The sequence below is a fragment of the Bordetella genomosp. 10 genome (assembly GCF_002261225.1).
In the GTDB taxonomy this organism is placed as follows: Bacteria; Pseudomonadota; Gammaproteobacteria; order Burkholderiales; family Burkholderiaceae_B; genus Bordetella_C.
This window is the reverse complement of record NZ_NEVM01000005.1, coordinates 40,128-55,691: the sequence shown is the minus strand read 5'-3', so window position 1 is coordinate 55,691 and position 15,564 is coordinate 40,128. Positions and strand designations below refer to the sequence as shown.

At 68.0% G+C, this 15,564-nt stretch carries 11 protein-coding genes and 1 pseudogene; 4 read left to right on the top strand and 8 right to left on the bottom strand.

The annotated features are described in order from the left end of the window. Positions 1-101: 101 nt before the first annotated feature. The 5 genes from CAL29_RS16565 to CAL29_RS16545 all read right to left on the bottom strand — a co-directional run bounded on the left by CAL29_RS16565 (position 102) and on the right by CAL29_RS16545 (position 7,340). Positions 102-1,769: an OFA family MFS transporter gene (locus CAL29_RS16565; RefSeq protein ID WP_094854195.1), complete on the bottom strand. Its 1,668-nt coding sequence runs from the start codon at positions 1,767-1,769 to the stop codon at positions 102-104. Positions 1,770-1,911: 142 nt separating this feature from the next. Continuing rightward, positions 1,912-2,223 carry a formate dehydrogenase subunit delta gene (locus CAL29_RS16560; RefSeq protein ID WP_094854194.1) on the bottom strand — a complete coding sequence of 104 codons (312 nt, stop codon included), beginning with the start codon at positions 2,221-2,223 and terminating at the stop codon, positions 1,912-1,914. Positions 2,224-2,283: 60 nt separating this feature from the next. Then, the gene (gene fdhF, locus CAL29_RS16555; RefSeq protein WP_094854193.1) at positions 2,284-5,148 is read right to left on the bottom strand and encodes a formate dehydrogenase subunit alpha; all 2,865 of its coding nucleotides are present in this window, start codon (positions 5,146-5,148) and stop codon (positions 2,284-2,286) included. Positions 5,149-5,172: 24 nt separating this feature from the next. Beyond that, entirely contained in the window at positions 5,173-6,756 is a 1,584-nt protein-coding gene (locus CAL29_RS16550) for a formate dehydrogenase beta subunit (protein WP_094856695.1), read from the bottom strand. Positions 6,757-6,770: 14 nt separating this feature from the next. Then, positions 6,771-7,340 carry a formate dehydrogenase subunit gamma gene (locus tag CAL29_RS16545; RefSeq protein WP_094854192.1) on the bottom strand — a complete coding sequence of 190 codons (570 nt, stop codon included), beginning with the start codon at positions 7,338-7,340 and terminating at the stop codon, positions 6,771-6,773. A gap of 179 nt (positions 7,341-7,519) precedes the next feature. On the opposite strand from CAL29_RS16545, the gene CAL29_RS16540 reads away from it, so the two are divergent. Next, positions 7,520-8,608: a substrate-binding domain-containing protein gene (locus CAL29_RS16540; RefSeq protein WP_094854191.1), complete on the top strand. Its 1,089-nt coding sequence runs from the start codon at positions 7,520-7,522 to the stop codon at positions 8,606-8,608. A gap of 62 nt (positions 8,609-8,670) precedes the next feature. Here CAL29_RS16540 and CAL29_RS16535 read toward each other — a convergent pair whose 3' ends face one another. Then, entirely contained in the window at positions 8,671-9,363 is a 693-nt protein-coding gene (locus tag CAL29_RS16535; protein WP_094854190.1) for a hypothetical protein, read from the bottom strand. 181 nt (positions 9,364-9,544) lie between these two features. On the opposite strand from CAL29_RS16535, the gene CAL29_RS16530 reads away from it, so the two are divergent. The 3 genes and pseudogenes from CAL29_RS16530 to CAL29_RS16520 all read left to right on the top strand — a co-directional run bounded on the left by CAL29_RS16530 (position 9,545) and on the right by CAL29_RS16520 (position 13,557). Then, positions 9,545-12,475, top strand: a complete 2,931-nt coding sequence (locus CAL29_RS16530; RefSeq protein WP_094854189.1) for an RHS repeat-associated core domain-containing protein — start codon at positions 9,545-9,547, stop codon at positions 12,473-12,475. Positions 12,476-12,608: 133 nt separating this feature from the next. Next, a pseudogene (locus tag CAL29_RS32285) lies at positions 12,609-13,115 on the top strand (LysR family transcriptional regulator); the annotation flags it as partial. Positions 13,116-13,158: 43 nt separating this feature from the next. Beyond that, on the top strand, positions 13,159-13,557 hold the full coding sequence (locus CAL29_RS16520; protein ID WP_094854188.1) for a LysR substrate-binding domain-containing protein: 399 nt from the start codon (positions 13,159-13,161) through the stop codon (positions 13,555-13,557). Here the strand turns inward: CAL29_RS16520 and CAL29_RS16515 are convergent. Both CAL29_RS16515 and CAL29_RS16510 read right to left on the bottom strand, forming a co-directional pair. Beyond that, positions 13,540-14,508 carry an alpha/beta hydrolase gene (locus CAL29_RS16515; RefSeq protein ID WP_143277686.1) on the bottom strand — a complete coding sequence of 323 codons (969 nt, stop codon included), beginning with the start codon at positions 14,506-14,508 and terminating at the stop codon, positions 13,540-13,542. The genes CAL29_RS16520 and CAL29_RS16515 overlap by 18 nt on opposite strands. After that, positions 14,498-15,487 (bottom strand): tripartite tricarboxylate transporter substrate binding protein, encoded by a 990-nt coding sequence (locus CAL29_RS16510; RefSeq protein ID WP_094854186.1) that lies wholly within the window; start codon positions 15,485-15,487, stop codon positions 14,498-14,500. Before CAL29_RS16510 ends, CAL29_RS16515 begins: the two co-directional genes overlap by 11 nt. Positions 15,488-15,564 lie beyond the last annotated feature (77 nt).

Here is a 15,564-nt window from a genome sequence, read left to right as displayed (position 1 = left end):
CGCCGGGGCCTCCGGGCCTTGGGCCTTGGGCTTTGCTCGCGGCAAACGAAAAACGGCGCGTTCATCGGGAACGCGCCGTTTTTTATCGCCGTGCCGCCGTCCTACCGGAACAGCACCACCGCCTGTTGCAGCGTGCCCCAGAAGCCGTAGGCCAGCGGGATCACCACGCACGCCCAGGCGAACAGCACCAGGGCGGCCGGCGTGCGGAAGGTGCTGGCGCCCTGGCCATGCACCTCGGAGGCGGAGACGCGCTCATGGGCCAGCGCCTTCTCGGTGGCCAGTTCCCCGTCCGTCATGAAGTGCTTGGGGTTGACCGGGCGGATGGCCAGGTTGCACAGCAGGCCCAGCAGCAGCAGGCCGGCCAGGATGTACATGGTGATGTCGTACACCTGCGCGCGCGGCACGCCGATGGACAATTGGTATTCGCGCAGCGAGCTGATCAGCATGGGCCCGAAGATGCCGGCGGCGGACCACGCGGTCAGCAGGCGGCCGTGGATGGCGCCCACCATCTGCGTCCCGAACAGGTCGGCCAGGTAGGCCGGCACGGTGGCGAAGCCGCCGCCGTAGAACGACAGGATGATGCAGAAGGCGCCGACGAACAGGGCCAGGTGGCTATTGTGCGCGGACCAGGGCACCGAGGCGTACAGCACGATGCCGGCCACGAAGAACACCGCGTAGGTCAGCTTGCGGCCCAGCTTGTCCGACAGGCTGGCCCAGACGAAGCGGCCGCCGATGTTGAACAGGCTCAGCAGGCCGGTGAAGCCGGCGGCGATGGTGGCGATGACGGCCAGTTGCTCCTTGTTCAACTGCGCGAAGCCCAGGCTGTCCTGGCCGATCAGGCTGCCGCCGAAGACTTCCTGCAGCAGCGGCGAGGCCATGCTCAGGATGCCGATGCCGGCGGTCACGTTCAGGCACAGCACCAGCCATACCAGCCAGAACTGCGGCACGCCCCAGATCTTCTTCACGTGCACGTGGCCGTGGGTGATCATGGCGTTGCGCGTATGGGCGGCGGGCGCGGTCCAGCCTTCCGGTTTCCAGTTGGAGGCCGGCACGCGGTAGCCCAGCGCGCCCCCGACCATGAAGACGGCGTAGATCGCGGCCATGGTCAGGAAGGTCTGCCAGACGCCGGGCGAGCCCGGTTCGGCGTAGTAGCGCATCAGCGCATTGGCCAGCGGCGCGCCGACCATGGCGCCGCCGCCGAAACCCATGATGGCCATGCCCGTGGCCATGCCGCGGCGGTCCGGGAACCACTTGATCAGCGTGCTGACGGGCGAGATGTAGCCCAGGCCCAGACCGATGCCGCCGATGATGCCGGAGCCGACCCACAGCATCCACAGTTGATGCACGTAGACGCCGATGGCGGAGATCACCAGGCCGCCGCACCAGCACAGCGCCGCCACCAGGCCGGCCTTGCGCGGGCCCGCGCGTTCGAGCCAGCCGCCCCAGAGCGCGGCGGCGCAGCCGAGCACCACGAAGAACAGGATGTAGGTCCCGGTCAGGCTGGAGATGCGCCAGTCGCAGGTGGTGGTGAAGAGTTCGTCGAACAGGCTCATGCCGGCCGCGCAGGCCTGGGGGGCGTTGCCGCCCAGGGCCTTGGACAGCGGCAGCCAGAACACGGAAAAGCCGTAGGCCATGCCGATGCACAGGTGGATCGCCAGCGCGGCCGGCGGGACCAGCCAGCGGCTGAAGCCGGGGCCGGCGATGGTGCGTTCCTTGTCGAGAAAGCCGGGTCGCGAACCCGGCAGGTCTAGGGTGGTTGCCGTATTCATCTTATTTCCTTTAATTGTCGTTCGTAGAAGCGGCGAGACGGCGAGACGGGGTATCGCGGGTACTTCATGGGTACTTCTCTGGGGTCTTTCTCTGGGGTACTTCAGGAGGGGAATGGCCGGGAAGATGCGTGGATCGGGCGATTCATGGCTGCCCGGCCGGCGTTCCGGCGGGCGCGGGCGGCGTGGTCGAAGCCGACGCCGGCGCCGCGACGCGCGGCAACAGGCGCTCGCGGTATTGCGTGACGGCCTGCAGCACGATGGGAGCGAGGCGGGTATCGCCGTCGACGCCATCGGGATGCCGCTGCAGGAACGCCAGCAGTTCATTGCGCATGCGCGGCTCCCAGAATTTCTGGATGTGGCCGGCGATGCCTTCCAGCGCTTCCGGCCGGTCCGGCATGGCGTCGAAGAAGTCGCCGATGCGGTTGGCCATGCGGATCAGGTTGTGCGGGTCCATGGTCGGGCGGGCAGGGAATCGGTATGGGGTATGGCGTATGTGGGTATGGCGTCGGTGCGTTTACTTGCCGGCGGGCGCCGCTTCGCGTTCGGCCAGCAGTTTCTGCTGGATATCGGTGAACCGGCTCCATTGGCGCTGCCACTCCGAAGGCTGGGACACCCGCACGACCTGCACGGCCGTCACCTTGTACTCCGGACAGTTGGTGGCCCAGTCCGAATTGTCGGTGGTCACCACGTTGGCGCCCGACTCCGGAAAATGGAAGGTGGTGTATACCACGCCCGGCTGCACGCGATCGGTCAGGACGGCGCGCAGCACGGTTTCGCCGGCCCGGCTCTGCACGCCCACCCAGTCGCCGCTGGCGATGCCCCTGTCCTCGGCGTCCTGCGGATGCACCTCCAGCACGTCCTCGCCGTGCCACATGACGTTGGGCGTGCGGCGCGTCTGGGCGCCGACGTTGTACTGGGACAGGATGCGGCCGGTGGTCAGCAGCAGCGGGAACTTGCGCGTGCTGCGCTCGTCGCTCGCCACGTACTTGGTAATGATGAAGCGCCCCTTGCCGCGCACGAACTCGTCGACGTGCATGATGGGCGTGCCATCCGGCGTCTCCTCGGTGCAGGGCCATTGCAGGCTGCCCAGGTGCTCCAGCTTCTCGTAGCTGACGCCGGCGAAGGTCGGCGTCAGGCGCGCGATCTCGTCCATGATCTCGGACGGATGGCGGTAGTTCATGGGGTAGCCGAGCGCGTTGGACAAGGCCACGGTCACTTCCCAGTCGGCCTTGCCGTTCTTCGGCTCCATCACCTTGCGCACGCGCGAGATTCGCCGTTCGGCATTGGTGAAGGTGCCGTCCTTCTCCAGGAAGGAGGAACCCGGCAGGAACACGTGGGCGTACTTGGCGGTCTCGTTGAGGAACAGGTCCTGCACCACGATGCATTCCATGGCGGCCAGGGCGGCCGCCACGTGCTGCGTGTTGGGATCGGACTGGACGATGTCCTCGCCCTGGCAGTAAAGGCCCTTGAAGGAGCCGCCCAGCGCCGCCTCGAACATATTGGGAATGCGCAGGCCCGGCTCCGGCTGCAGCGTCACGCCCCAATCCTGCTCGAATTGGGCGCGCACCGCGTCGTCGGAAATGTGGCGGTAGCCCGGCAGCTCGTGCGGGAAGGAGCCCATGTCGCAGGAGCCCTGCACGTTGTTCTGGCCGCGCAGCGGGTTCACGCCGACGCCTTCGCGGCCGATGTTGCCGGTGGCCATGGCCAGGTTGGCGATGCCCATCACCGTGGTCGAGCCCTGGCTGTGCTCGGTCACGCCCAGGCCGTAGTAGATGGCGCCGTTGCCGGCCGTCGCGTACAGGCGCGCCGCGCCGCGCACGGCGGCCGCCGGCACGCCGGTGACCGATTCCATGGCTTCCGGCGAATTCTCCGGCTGCGATACGAAGGCGCGCCATTCCTCGAAGGCCTTCTTCTCGCAGCGCGCGGCCACGTAGGCCTCGTCGATCAGGTTCTCGGTGGCGATGACGTGGGCCAGCGACGACAGCAGCGCGACATTGGTGCCGGGCCGCACCTGAAGATGGAAGTCCGCCTTGATGTGCGGCGAGCTGACCAGCTCGATGCGGCGCGGGTCGATGACGATGAGCCGCGCGCCCTGGCGCAGCCGCTTTTTCAGGCGCGAGGCGAAGACCGGATGGCCGCTGCTGGGGTTGGCCCCCATCACCACGACCACGTCGGCATGCATCACCGAATCGAAGGTCTGCGTGCCGGCCGATTCGCCCAGGGTCTGCTTCAGTCCGTAGCCGGTGGGCGAGTGGCAGACGCGGGCGCAGGTGTCGACGTTGTTGGTGTTGAAGGCGGCGCGCACCAGCTTCTGCACCAGCCAGGTCTCCTCGTTGGTGCAGCGCGAGGACGTGATGCCGCCGACGGCGTCGCGGCCGTAGGTGGCCTGCAGCCGCTTGAACTCGGCGGCCGCGTGGCCGATGGCTTCTTCCCAACTGACCTCGCGCCAGGGATCGCTGATGCGCTTGCGGATCATGGGCTTGAGCACGCGTTCCTTGTGCGTGGCGTAGCCCCAGGCGAAGCGGCCCTTGACGCAGGAGTGGCCGCGGTTGGCCTGGCCGTCCTTCCACGGCACCATGCGCACCACTTCCTGGCCCTTCATCTCGGCGCGGAAGGCGCAGCCCACGCCGCAGTAGGCGCAGGTGGTGACGACCGAATGTTCGGCCTGGCCCATCATGATGACGGTCTTTTCCTGTAGCGTGGAGGTCGGGCAGGCCTGCACGCAGGCGCCGCAGGACACGCACTCGCTTTCCATGAAAGGCTGGTCCTGGCCCGCCGACACGCGGGATTCGAAGCCGCGGCCCGAGATGGTCAGCGCGAAGGTGCCCTGGGTTTCCTCGCAGGCGCGCACGCAGCGGTTGCAGACGATGCACTTGGAGGGATCGTAGGCGAAGTAGGGGTTCGACTCGTCCTTGGCGCTTTGCAGGTGGTTGGCGCCCTGGTAGCCGTAGCGCACCTCGCGCAGCCCCACCACGCCGGCCATGTCCTGCAGTTCGCAGTCGCCGTTGGCGGGGCAGGTCAGGCAGTCCAGCGGGTGGTCGGAGATGTACAGCTCCATCACGCCGCGGCGCAGTTCATGCAGCTTGGGCGTTTCGGTGCGCACCACCATGCCGGCTTCCACCGGCGTGGTGCAGGAGGCCGGATACCCGCGCCGGCCGTCGATCTGCACCAGGCACAGGCGGCAGGAGCCGAAGGCTTCCAGGCTGTCGGTGGCGCACAGCTTGGGGATGTTGATGCCGGCCTCGGCGGCCGCGCGCATGATCGACGTGCCGGCGGGCGCCTGGATCTCCTGGCCGTCTATGGTCAGGCTCACCATTTCTTCGGCGGCGCGCGCCGGGGTGCCGTAGTCGCGTTCTCGTTTTACGACGGTCTCTAGCATGATCGTTGTCTCCCGTGCGGGCCGTCAGGCCGGCTGATGGGCCGGCTGGCGGGCCGTCCGTTCCAGGCCGAAGTCCTGGGGGAAATGGTCGAGCGCCGACAGCACGGGGTAGGGCGTCATGCCGCCGAGCGCGCACAGCGAGCCGCCCAGCATGGTGTCGCACAGGTCGCGCAGCAGCACGACCTGTTTCCCGTGGTCGGCGCCGCCGGCCGCGATGCGGTCCAGCGTCTCCATGCCGCGCGTCGAGCCGATGCGGCATGGCGTGCACTTGCCGCAGGATTCGACCGCGCAGAATTCCATCGCGTAGCGCGCCATGCGCAGCATGTCCACGCTGTCGTCGAAGGCGACCAGGCCGCCGTGGCCGATCATGGCCGACGCCGCCGCATAGGCCTCGTAGTCCAGCGGGATGTCCCATTGCGACTCGGGCAGGTAGGCGCCCAGCGGGCCGCCGACCTGCACCGCGCGCAGCGGCCGGCCGCTGGCGCTGCCGCCGCCGAAGTCGTAGAGCAGTTCGCGCAGGGTCAGGCCGAAGGCCTTCTCGACCAGGCCGCCCTGGCGCAGGTTGCCGGCCAACTGGAAGGGCAGGGTGCCGGTGGAGCGGCCCACCCCGTAGTCGCGGTAGTGTTGCGCGCCGCGCGCCAGGATGATGGGCACCGAGGCCAGCGAGATCACGTTATTGATGACGGTGGGCTTGCCGAACAGGCCGGCGATGGCCGGCAGCGGCGGCTTGGCGCGCACCACGCCGCGCTTGCCCTCCAGGCTTTCGAGCAGCGAGGTTTCCTCGCCGCAGATGTAGGCGCCCGCGCCGGTCCGCACTTCCAGGTCGAAGCGGCGGCTGCTGCCGCAGACGTCGTCGCCCAGCCACCCGGCGGCGCGCGCCGCCGCGATCGCCGCGTCCAGCGCCTCGATCGATTGCGGATATTCGGAGCGCACGTAGATATAGCCGGCGGTCGCGCCCACCGCCAGGCCGGCGATGGCCATGCCTTCGATCAGCACGAAGGGGTCGCCTTCCATCAACAGGCGGTCCGCGAAAGTGCCCGAATCGCCTTCGTCGGCGTTGCACACGATGTACTTCTGCGCGGCCGGCGCCGAGGCCACGGTCTTCCACTTGATGCCCGTGGGGAAGGCGGCGCCGCCGCGGCCGCGCAGGCCGGATTGCAGGACTTCCTCGACGATTTGCGCCGGTTCCATGGCCAGCGCGCGGCGCAGGCCGGCGAGGCCGCCGTTCGCCTCGTAGTCCGCGGCCGAGCGCGGGTCGACGATGCCGACGCGCGCGAAGGTCAGGCGTTCCTGGCGCTTGAGATAGGGGATTTCCTCGGTGAGGCCATGGCACAGCGCGTGGGCGGCGCCGGCCAGCCAGCCGGCGTCGAACAGGCCGGGCACGTCGTCGGCGTCTATGGGGCCATAGGCCACGCGGCCGGCCGGGGTGGCGACCTCGACCAAGGTTTCGAGCCACAGCAGGCCGCGCGAACCGTTGCGCACCACGCGCACGGCCAGCCCGCGGCGGGCCGCCTCGGTGCTGACGGCCAGGGCCACGGCGTCGGCGCCCACCGCCAGGGCGGCGGCGTCGCGCGGGACGTAGACCGTCACGGCGGTCGGCGCCGGCATCACGGATGGCTGGTTCATTTCGCGGCCTCCGTCACGTAGCCCAGGATCTTGTCGAAGCGCTTGGGCGTGAGCCGGGCATAGGGCACGCCGTCCACCAGCATGGCCGGCGATTGCGCGCACAGGCCCAGGCAGTAGACGGGCTCCAGCGTGTAGGCGCCGTCGGCGCTGCTGGCGTGGAAATCGCAGCCCAGCTTTTTGCGCGCGTGCTCGGCCAGGCGCTCGCTGCCCATGGCCTGGCAGGACTCGGCCCGGCACAACTCGACGACGTGACGGCCCGGCGGCGCCTGGCGGAAGTGCGGATAGAAGGTGATGACGCCATGGACCTCGGCGCGCGACAGGTTCAGGCCGTCCGCGATGGCCTGCACGGTGTCCGGCGGGATGTGGCCCAGTTCGGCCTGGACCGCATGCAGGATGGGCAACAGGGGGCCAGGCCGTTGCGCGTGCGCGGCGACGATGCGCTGGACGGCGGCCAGCGCGGGCGTACAGGGCGCGCCATGGGCGTTGTCCGGCGGGCGCTGGGCGTCATGCGTCCCGCGCGCGGCGCCGGTGGATGCCAGATCTATCCTGGCCTGACCTTTGATCATGGAGTTGGGCTCCCGAGGTTCTGTGGTGTACGGCCGTCTATATGCTACGTCTATATGCTATTTGGGACATATATGACGATGCCGGTGTCTCCTTGGCGCGACTCTAAAGCCAGCGGGCTCCCGGTTCAATATGAAATTATTTTCCTATTTGGTGTACACCCGGGCGTACACTCCGCCTCATGAACGACCACACCGGCGCTTTCCGCGTCGCGCTGCGGCCGGGCTGGTGGCTGGAGCGCGACGACGCCGACGGCGGTATCCCGCTACAGGACGTGCTGGCCTTGCTGGCCGCGATCGACGCCACGGGCAACATCGCCGGCGCCTGCCGCGCCTGCGGCCTGTCCTATCGCCACGCCTGGGGCGTGCTGCGCAGGTTCGAGGCATTGTTCGGCGCGCCGCTGCTCGTCACGCACCGGCGCCAGGGCACCGAACTGGCGCCCTTCGGACAGCGTCTGCTGTGGGCCAATCGCCGCATCGAGGCGCGCTTGATGCCCATGCTCGACAGCCTGGCTTCCGAATTGCAGGAAGAGTTGCAGCGCCTGCTGCCGGAGGGCAAGCCGCACCTGCGCCTGCACGCCAGCCACGGCTTCGCGGTCGAGGCGCTGATGCAGCACATGCAGGCGCGGGCGCCGGGCCTGGAACTGCGCTACCGGACCGCCAGCGAGGCGTTGGCGGCGCTCGACGGCGGCGAATGCGACCTGGCCGGCTTCCAGGTGCCGCTGGGCGAGTTCGAGCCGTCCATGCTGGCGCACTACCGGCAGTGGCTGCATCGCGAGGATCACTTGCTGGTGCACCTGGCGGTGCGCAATACCGGCCTGTTCGTGCCGGCCGGCAATCCCAAGCGCATCCGCGGCATGGCCGACCTGGCGCGGCCGGGCGTGCGCTTCGTCAATCGCCAGACCGGTTCCAGCACGCGGTTGCTGATCGAACTGATGCTGCGCCGGCTGGACATCCCGGTGGCGCAGGTGCAGGGCTACGAGAACAGCGAGTTCACGCACATGGCGGTGGCGGCGCACATCGCCAGCGGCATGGCCGACACCGGCATCGGCGTGGAGACGGCGGCGCATCGCTTCGGCCTGGATTTCGTGCCGCTGGCGCGCGAACGCTATTTCTTCGCCGTGCGCAAGGAACTGATGGACCAGCCCGCCATGCGAGCGTTGCTGGGCGTGATGCAGGGGCCGGGCTACCGGAATTTCATCGGGCAACTGGTCGGCTACGACGCAAGCGAGACGGGGAAGATCCAGACCTTGGGGGAAGCGTTCGGGTGAGTCCGGCTGATCCGGCCGCGCTTCTGGCCTCCACCGCGAGGCCAGGCTCGTGAAGGGCGGCCTCAGTGCTGCTTCATGACGCTCTGTCTGTAGAAACCGGTGAACGTGACGTTCATCCCGCCGCACTTGTAGTTGTCCTCGACCAGGAGATAGGTGCCGCGCCGCGCCATCTTGACGCGGCAGTCGTCCGGGCCGCCTTGCGCGTAGGGCAGGGCGTCATTGCCCGTCGAGGTGAAGGCGAGCAGCCCGTTCTCGGGTTTCACCACGCCGTGCAGGTCGCCCACGTGGACGTTGTCGCCCGCGCGCCATGTCGCGTTGCCGTCCACCGCCAGGGCGTCGCCCTTGGGCTCGATGCTTATCTCGTTGTCGAAGACGCGCCATGTCCCGGTCCAATTGACGGGTTTCTGCGCTTCGGCCGGCGCGATCTCCAGTGAGGCGGCCGGCAGCCATTCGAGCAGCATGTCGCCGCGCGCCGTGACGTAGCCGGTGCAGACGAAATCGCCTTCCCGGGTGCCCGCCAGCACCACGTCGCCGCGAATCAGGTAGGCCTTCGCCTGGCACTCCTTGCCGTCGCTGGGGCAGTGGTTGGACGCATCCGCATGCTTGACGAAATGAAGCTTGGCCGGGGTGACGACGGCAGCCTGGGCGTTTTGCAGATTGACGTCGCCCCAGCCGCAACTGGCGTTTGCCGCAAAGGGAATGAAAGAAGCAGCGGCCGCGAGGCAGGCCGCGTGGAGGGCAGGTTTGATGAGCATGGCCGATAGCTTACCGGAAGCGCGAGGTCGTGGCGCGGTCGCGGCGCGTCCTTGGCACGACGCCGGCGCACGCTGGATACCGCGCCGCGCGTAACCTTGCGGTTACGTCATACGGTAGCGTAGACTCCGCGCATCACCCGGCTACGGACGGGCTTCTGCTTCGTCCAGGTACTGCGAGGTCATGGCGTCGAGTTCCGTTTGCTCTGGTACCCCGACTATTCGCGTTCGCGACAACCGCGGCCTCGATGTGCGCACGCTGCGCTATAACCGCGTCGCGCCGGGGGACGTCGCCAGCCAGTGCGTCGAACGCGATGCCTTCAATCCCCTGGGCCAGCCCGAGTCCTCGCAGGATGCCCGCTTCTTTGCCCAAGGCGGCGCCTCGCCCACGCTCAATTTCCGATATACCCCGGCGCTATCGGGCCGGATGCTGCAAACGCTGGGCGCCGACGCCGGCCAGGCGCAGGCCTTCCACGATATCGACGGCCGTCCCGTCTGGCAACGCGATGCCCGCGGCACGGTCCAACAATTCACCCGCGACGCCCTGGGCCGGCCCGTGTCGCGCACCGAGGCGCTGGCCGGACAAGCGCCCGCCGTGCGCGAGCGCTGGGTTTACGGAGATGCCGCGTTGCCCGCGGCCGGCTATGCCGCGACCGACGAGACCGATCCGCGCAACCTGAACCAGCGCGGCCAGGTCGTCCAGCACTACGACACGGCGGGCCTGCTCGATACCCGCGCGGCCGGCTACACGGTGCAGGGCGCGGCCCAGCGGCAAGACCGCACCTTGCTGCCGCCGGAAACTTCCAGCGATTGGAGCGGCGCGTCGGCGGCGGACTGGCAGGCCGGCCTGACAGGCCTGCCGGCCTATTGCACCGCCTGGACCTACAACGCCTTGGGTCGGGTCCTGCGGCAGACCGACGCGCGGGGCCACGTCCAGCGCCGCGCCTACGACGTCGCCGGGCGCAAGAGCGCGGGCTGGGTCCAGCTCCAGGGCCAGGCCGAGGAAAGAGGCGTCACCGCCGCGATCACCTACGCCGCGGGCGGCGAGATCGAGACCAAGGCCGATGCCAACGGCATTGCCACCGCCTACACGTACGAACCTCAGCTTACCGGGCGGGTGCTCGGGATCAAGGTCAGCCGCAAGCAGGGCGCGATCGCGACGGTGCTGCAGGACTTGGCCTACACCTACGATCCCGTGGGCAACGTCGTCGGCATGACCGACAACGCCGCGCAGGCCGCCTGCTTCAAGAATCAGGCCACGACGGCCGCGCGCGCGTACACCTACGACGCGCTCTATCGGCTCTTGAGCGCCAGTGGGCGTGAAAACGCGGTCGCCAGCGGATCGCCGGATACCGACAACCCCGGGCCGGATCCGGTGAACTATCGCAATTACAGCCGTAGCTACGCCTATGACCTGGGCGGCAACCTGATACGGATTACCCCGGGCAACGGTTTGCCCAATCGCATCATGACCGTGGCGCTCGCCAGCAATCGCGCCGTCAGCAATGCCTCCGCCACGGGCGCGACGCCGGCGAACGTGCATGCGACCTATTTCGATGCGGCCGGTAACGCGAACTGCCTGGATGGCAACATGCGGCAGCCGATGCGTTGGAGCGGGCTGAACCAGCTCGGTTGCCTGGTGACGGTCCAACGTAGCGCCACGGACCCGGCGCAGAACGACCGCGAGAGTTATGCCTACGATGGCGGCGGCCGGCGCGTACGCAAGACCGGATTCGCCAAGGCGAGCGGCGCCTGGAATCAAGCCGACGTCATCTACCTGCCCGGGCTGGAAATCCGTCAACAGAGCGCGGGCGAGCAGTTGGAAGTCATGGTGCTCGACGACGGCGCGCGGGTGTTGAACTGGACCGCTGGAAAGCCAGGCGACATCGGCAACCGGCAGATTCGCTACCGGTATAGCGATCGGCAGAACTCGTGCCAGATCGAGACCGACGACACCGGGGCGGTCATCACTCAGGAGGAGTACTACCCCTATGGCGGCACCGCCGTATGGGCGGTCGCGTCCACCAGCGAGGCCAAATACAAGACCATTCGGTATTCGGGCAAGGAACGCGACGCGGCGGGCCTCTATTACTACGGGCTGCGCTATTACCAGCCATGGATCGGGCGCTGGATCAATCCCGACCCGGGCGGCGCCGTCGACGGGAAAAATCTCTACTGCATGGTGCGGAACAACCCGGTTTCCTTAAGGGATGGCAACGGGCTGGCCAGCGATGACGTCGCTATCCATAAGCGTCCGACGGAACTTCTCGCGGAAAGAATACTCTCCTCGTATGACGAAAATACAGAAAAGTTGCCCAGGAATCTGCTGCATATCTGGGTGGGGCCCAAGGTGTTGCCCGACCTTTTTGTCTCCAATCTCAATGGGTTTATACATTTTTACTCGGAGAAGGGTTTCCAGTCTTTTCTCTTTACGGACAGCTCCACAGGCCCGACTCGTTTGAATCGGCTGAAGGCACGCTGGAAATCGAAAGAGTCGCTAGACCCACGGATTCAGATTATCGATATTCACAGGTCCCCTGAGCTGGAGGAGTTCAGATCAGAGGAGGCCTATGCGGATTTATATTCAAGATATAAATTCGCCATAAAAAACAAGCGATTTGCCCAGGCTGCCGATATTTTCAGAATTTATGCCTTGTATAAATTTGGCGGTGTCTATGCTGATGTGGATGATACGGCCATTGGAATAGTGGATGTCGATGTGCCAAGATTTGGAATTTTTACTACGTGGCCCGTATATCCGCCTGGCATTGAAGAAAAAGTAATCAACAATACCCCCATCATTGCCGTCCCTCGCCATCCCGTGCTTCACGAAATGATAGGAAGATTGTCGCGCGCGGATCTTAGTAGCAAGGATTCCGAAGACGTGCTCAGGACGACGGGTCCTTTTCTATTCACCAGCGTTCTGAGGGAGGCCTATCCCTTCCTGAAGCGCACTGCCTCCGGTGGGCACAGAGAACGGATGGGACTCTCCGAGAACGAGGTCAGCGATAAAATTTTGCACGGAGCGCTGGTGCGGGCGAGAGCGGAAATAATGAGGGCAGGCAAATACGTTTCCATTGGCAGTAATGGAAGCTGGAAGAAAAAAGGCGCGTGATGCAAGCGCCCGCCGGATGCGCCTTGACGTCGCCGAAAAGGCCGGCGGTCGCGCTTCGGCGGGCAGGACCGCCTTCTTCCCTTTTGCCTCGTCTCGGTCCTACTGACTCCGCTACCGCCCAACCCCCGCAGCCATGACGCCGTCACGTCCGCCATTTTCCCTGCTCACGTTGCAGATCTTCGTTGCGGTGGCCCGCCTGGGCAGTTTCACGCGCGCGGCCGATGCGCTGTGCCTGACCCAGAGCACGGTCAGCAAGCATGTCGGGCTGCTGGAAAAGCAATTGGGCGTGCCGCTTTTCACCCGCGCCGGCGGCGTGGCGCCGACGCCGGCCGGCGCGAGGTTCCTGGAAGCGACGGAGCCGGCGTTGCAGCAGATCTGGCATGCCGTGGAGCAGGTGCGCGCCAAGCCGGCGCAGAAGGCCACGGTGACCTTCCTGGCGCCCCCCGCGGTATTGCAGTACTGGCTGGTGCCGCTCCTGCCGCGATTCGCCGTGGATCATCCCGACATCGATCTTCAGATGCGTCCGCGCCTGCTGAGCGGCGGCGTGGGCCGCGGCGACGTCGATGCGGACATCCGCTTCGGCAACGGGGCCTGGCAGGGCGTGCGGGCCCAGTATCTGTTCGGCCGCGAAATGTGCGTCGTGGCCACCCCGGCGCTATGCCGGCGACTGGCATTGCGGCGCTATGCCGATCTCTCTCTCGCCCCTGCTGCGCCACGTGCTTTACCCCAGCGCGTGGACGGAATGGGCCCGCGCCATGGCTCCCGGCCTGGCGCTGGATGCCACGGGACCGGAATACGATCATTACTCGGTGATGCTGGAGGCCGTGCAGGCCGAGCTGGGCGTCGCCATCGTGCCGCGCCTGCTGGTGCGCAAGGCGCTGGCCTCCGGCGAATTGGAGGCGCCGTTCAACGAAGTGGTGCTGGGCTCCAGCGGCTATTACCTGGTGTTGCGCGATACCGCAGCGCCGGCCCAGGCCGTGCGCGCTGCGGGCGACTGGTTGATGGCCCGCGCCGAGGAAATGGCGCGCGAATGGCTGCCCGCCGCGCCGGCGCCGGCGGCCGGTTCAGGCAATGTCCAGTAGCGCGCGGCAGGCCCGCCGCACTTGCCGGCGCGCCGCCGGGCTGGCGGCCAGCATGCGCGCGAAACCGTGCACCATGCCGGGCGCGCGCCAGTGCGCGACCCGCACGCCGGCGGCCTGCAGGCGCCGCGCGTAGTCTTCCCCTTCGTCGCGCAGCATGTCGGTCTCCGCCGTGACCAGCACCGTGGCCGGCAGCGCCGGGCCGCGCCGCGGCCACGTCAGCGGCAAGGCCAGCCGTTGCGAGCGGCGCGGCGCGGCGCCGCCCAACAGCGCCTCCCAGTAATACCGCATGGCGGCGCGCGTCAGGCCGGGGCCCTCGGCATGGCGCCGCGCGCTGCCGGACGACATCGCCGGGTCCAGGGCCGGGTAGAACAGCAGCAGGCGATCGTAGCGGCCGGGCGCTTCCCGCAGCGCGCGATAGGCGCAGCCCAGCGCCAGATGGGCGCCGGCGCTATCGCCGCCCAGCGCCATCGGCGCGTCGCCGTCCAGGCCCAGCGCGGCGGCGTGGCGCAGCAGCCATGCCACGGCATCCCACAGGTCGTCGTGCTGCGCGGGATGCCGATGCTCGGGCGCGCGGCGGTAATGCACGCTGGCCACGACGTAGCCGGTGCGGACCGCCAGCTCCGCGCACAGCGTGTCATGCGTGGCGATGCTGCCCACCACCCAGCCGCCGCCGTGCGCATAGGGCATCAACGCGGCGCGCCGTCCCGCCGCGGCGGCGGGACGGTACAGCCGCACCGGAATCTCCCGGCCGGCGGCGACGGCGTAGACGTCGGTGCGCGTCAGGCCGCGGTGCGCCAGCTTCGGCAGCAGGGCGGCGGCTTGCTCGCTGGCCTGCCGCCGGCGCTGCGCCTCGGGCAATTCCCAGCGGTGGCTGGCGCTCTCCAGCGCGGCGGCGCGCCGCAACACCTGCAATAGATGGGCATCGATGGCGGGACGCGGTTCAGTCGGCACGGATCCCCCGGCTGCGCACGATGTCGCCCCACTTGGCCGTCTCGCCGGCGACGAACTTGCCGAAGGCCGCGCGCATGGGGCCGCCCACCAGCACGCCGTCCCGCGCGAAGCGCGCTTTCAGCGCGGGATCGTCCAGCGCGCGCTGCAGTTGCGCGGCGATCTGGGCAGCCACGGGCTCGGGCACGCCGGCCGGCATGAACATGCCGAACCAGTTCGTGACCTCGAAGCCCGGCACGCCGCTTTCGATCATGGTGGGCACGCCGGGCAGCGCGGGGCTGCGCTGGGCGCTGGTGACGGCCAGCGCGCGGTATTTGCCGGACTGGATCAAGGGCATCGCCGAACTGGGGTTCTCGAAAATCCCCGACACCACGCCGCCGACCACGTCGCCGACGAAGGCCGATCCGCCGCGATAGGGCACGTGGGTGATGTGCACCTTGGCCATCGAGGACAGCAGCTCCATCGACATATGGCTCAGCGTCCCCCGGCCGCCGGAGGCCAGGGTGACGTGCTGGTCCGGCTTGGCCGCGGCGTCCAGCAGGTCCCGCACGGAGTGGAAGGGCTGCGTGGGGCCGACCACCAGGACCAGCGGGTTGGACACGACCAGGCCTACCGGCATGAAATCGCGGGCGGTGTCGTAGGGGAGGTTGTTGAACAGGGCGTTGTTGACGGCGAAACCGCCGCCGGCCAGCAGCAAGGTGTAGCCGTCGGGTTTGGCGCGCGCGACCTGCTCGGTGCCGATGCGCGTGTCCGCCCCGGGTTTGTTTTCCACGATGAAGGACTGGCCCGTATTGACGGCCAGCTTCTGGGCGACCGCGCGCGCGGCGATGTCTGCGATGCCGCCGGGGGCATAGGGCACCACGACGTAGACGGGGCGGTCGGGCCAGGCCTGGGCGGCCGCGGCGGCGGCGGTCCAGCATAGGGCCAGCAGCAGGAAGCCGGCGTGCAGGCGCGCGCGCAGGCGGGATAGCGGGGTGGACATGTCGAGTCTCCTGGTCTTGGTTATTGTTCTTGCCAGGAGGGACTATGGCATGGGGGAGAGGGCTCCGAGATGAAGAG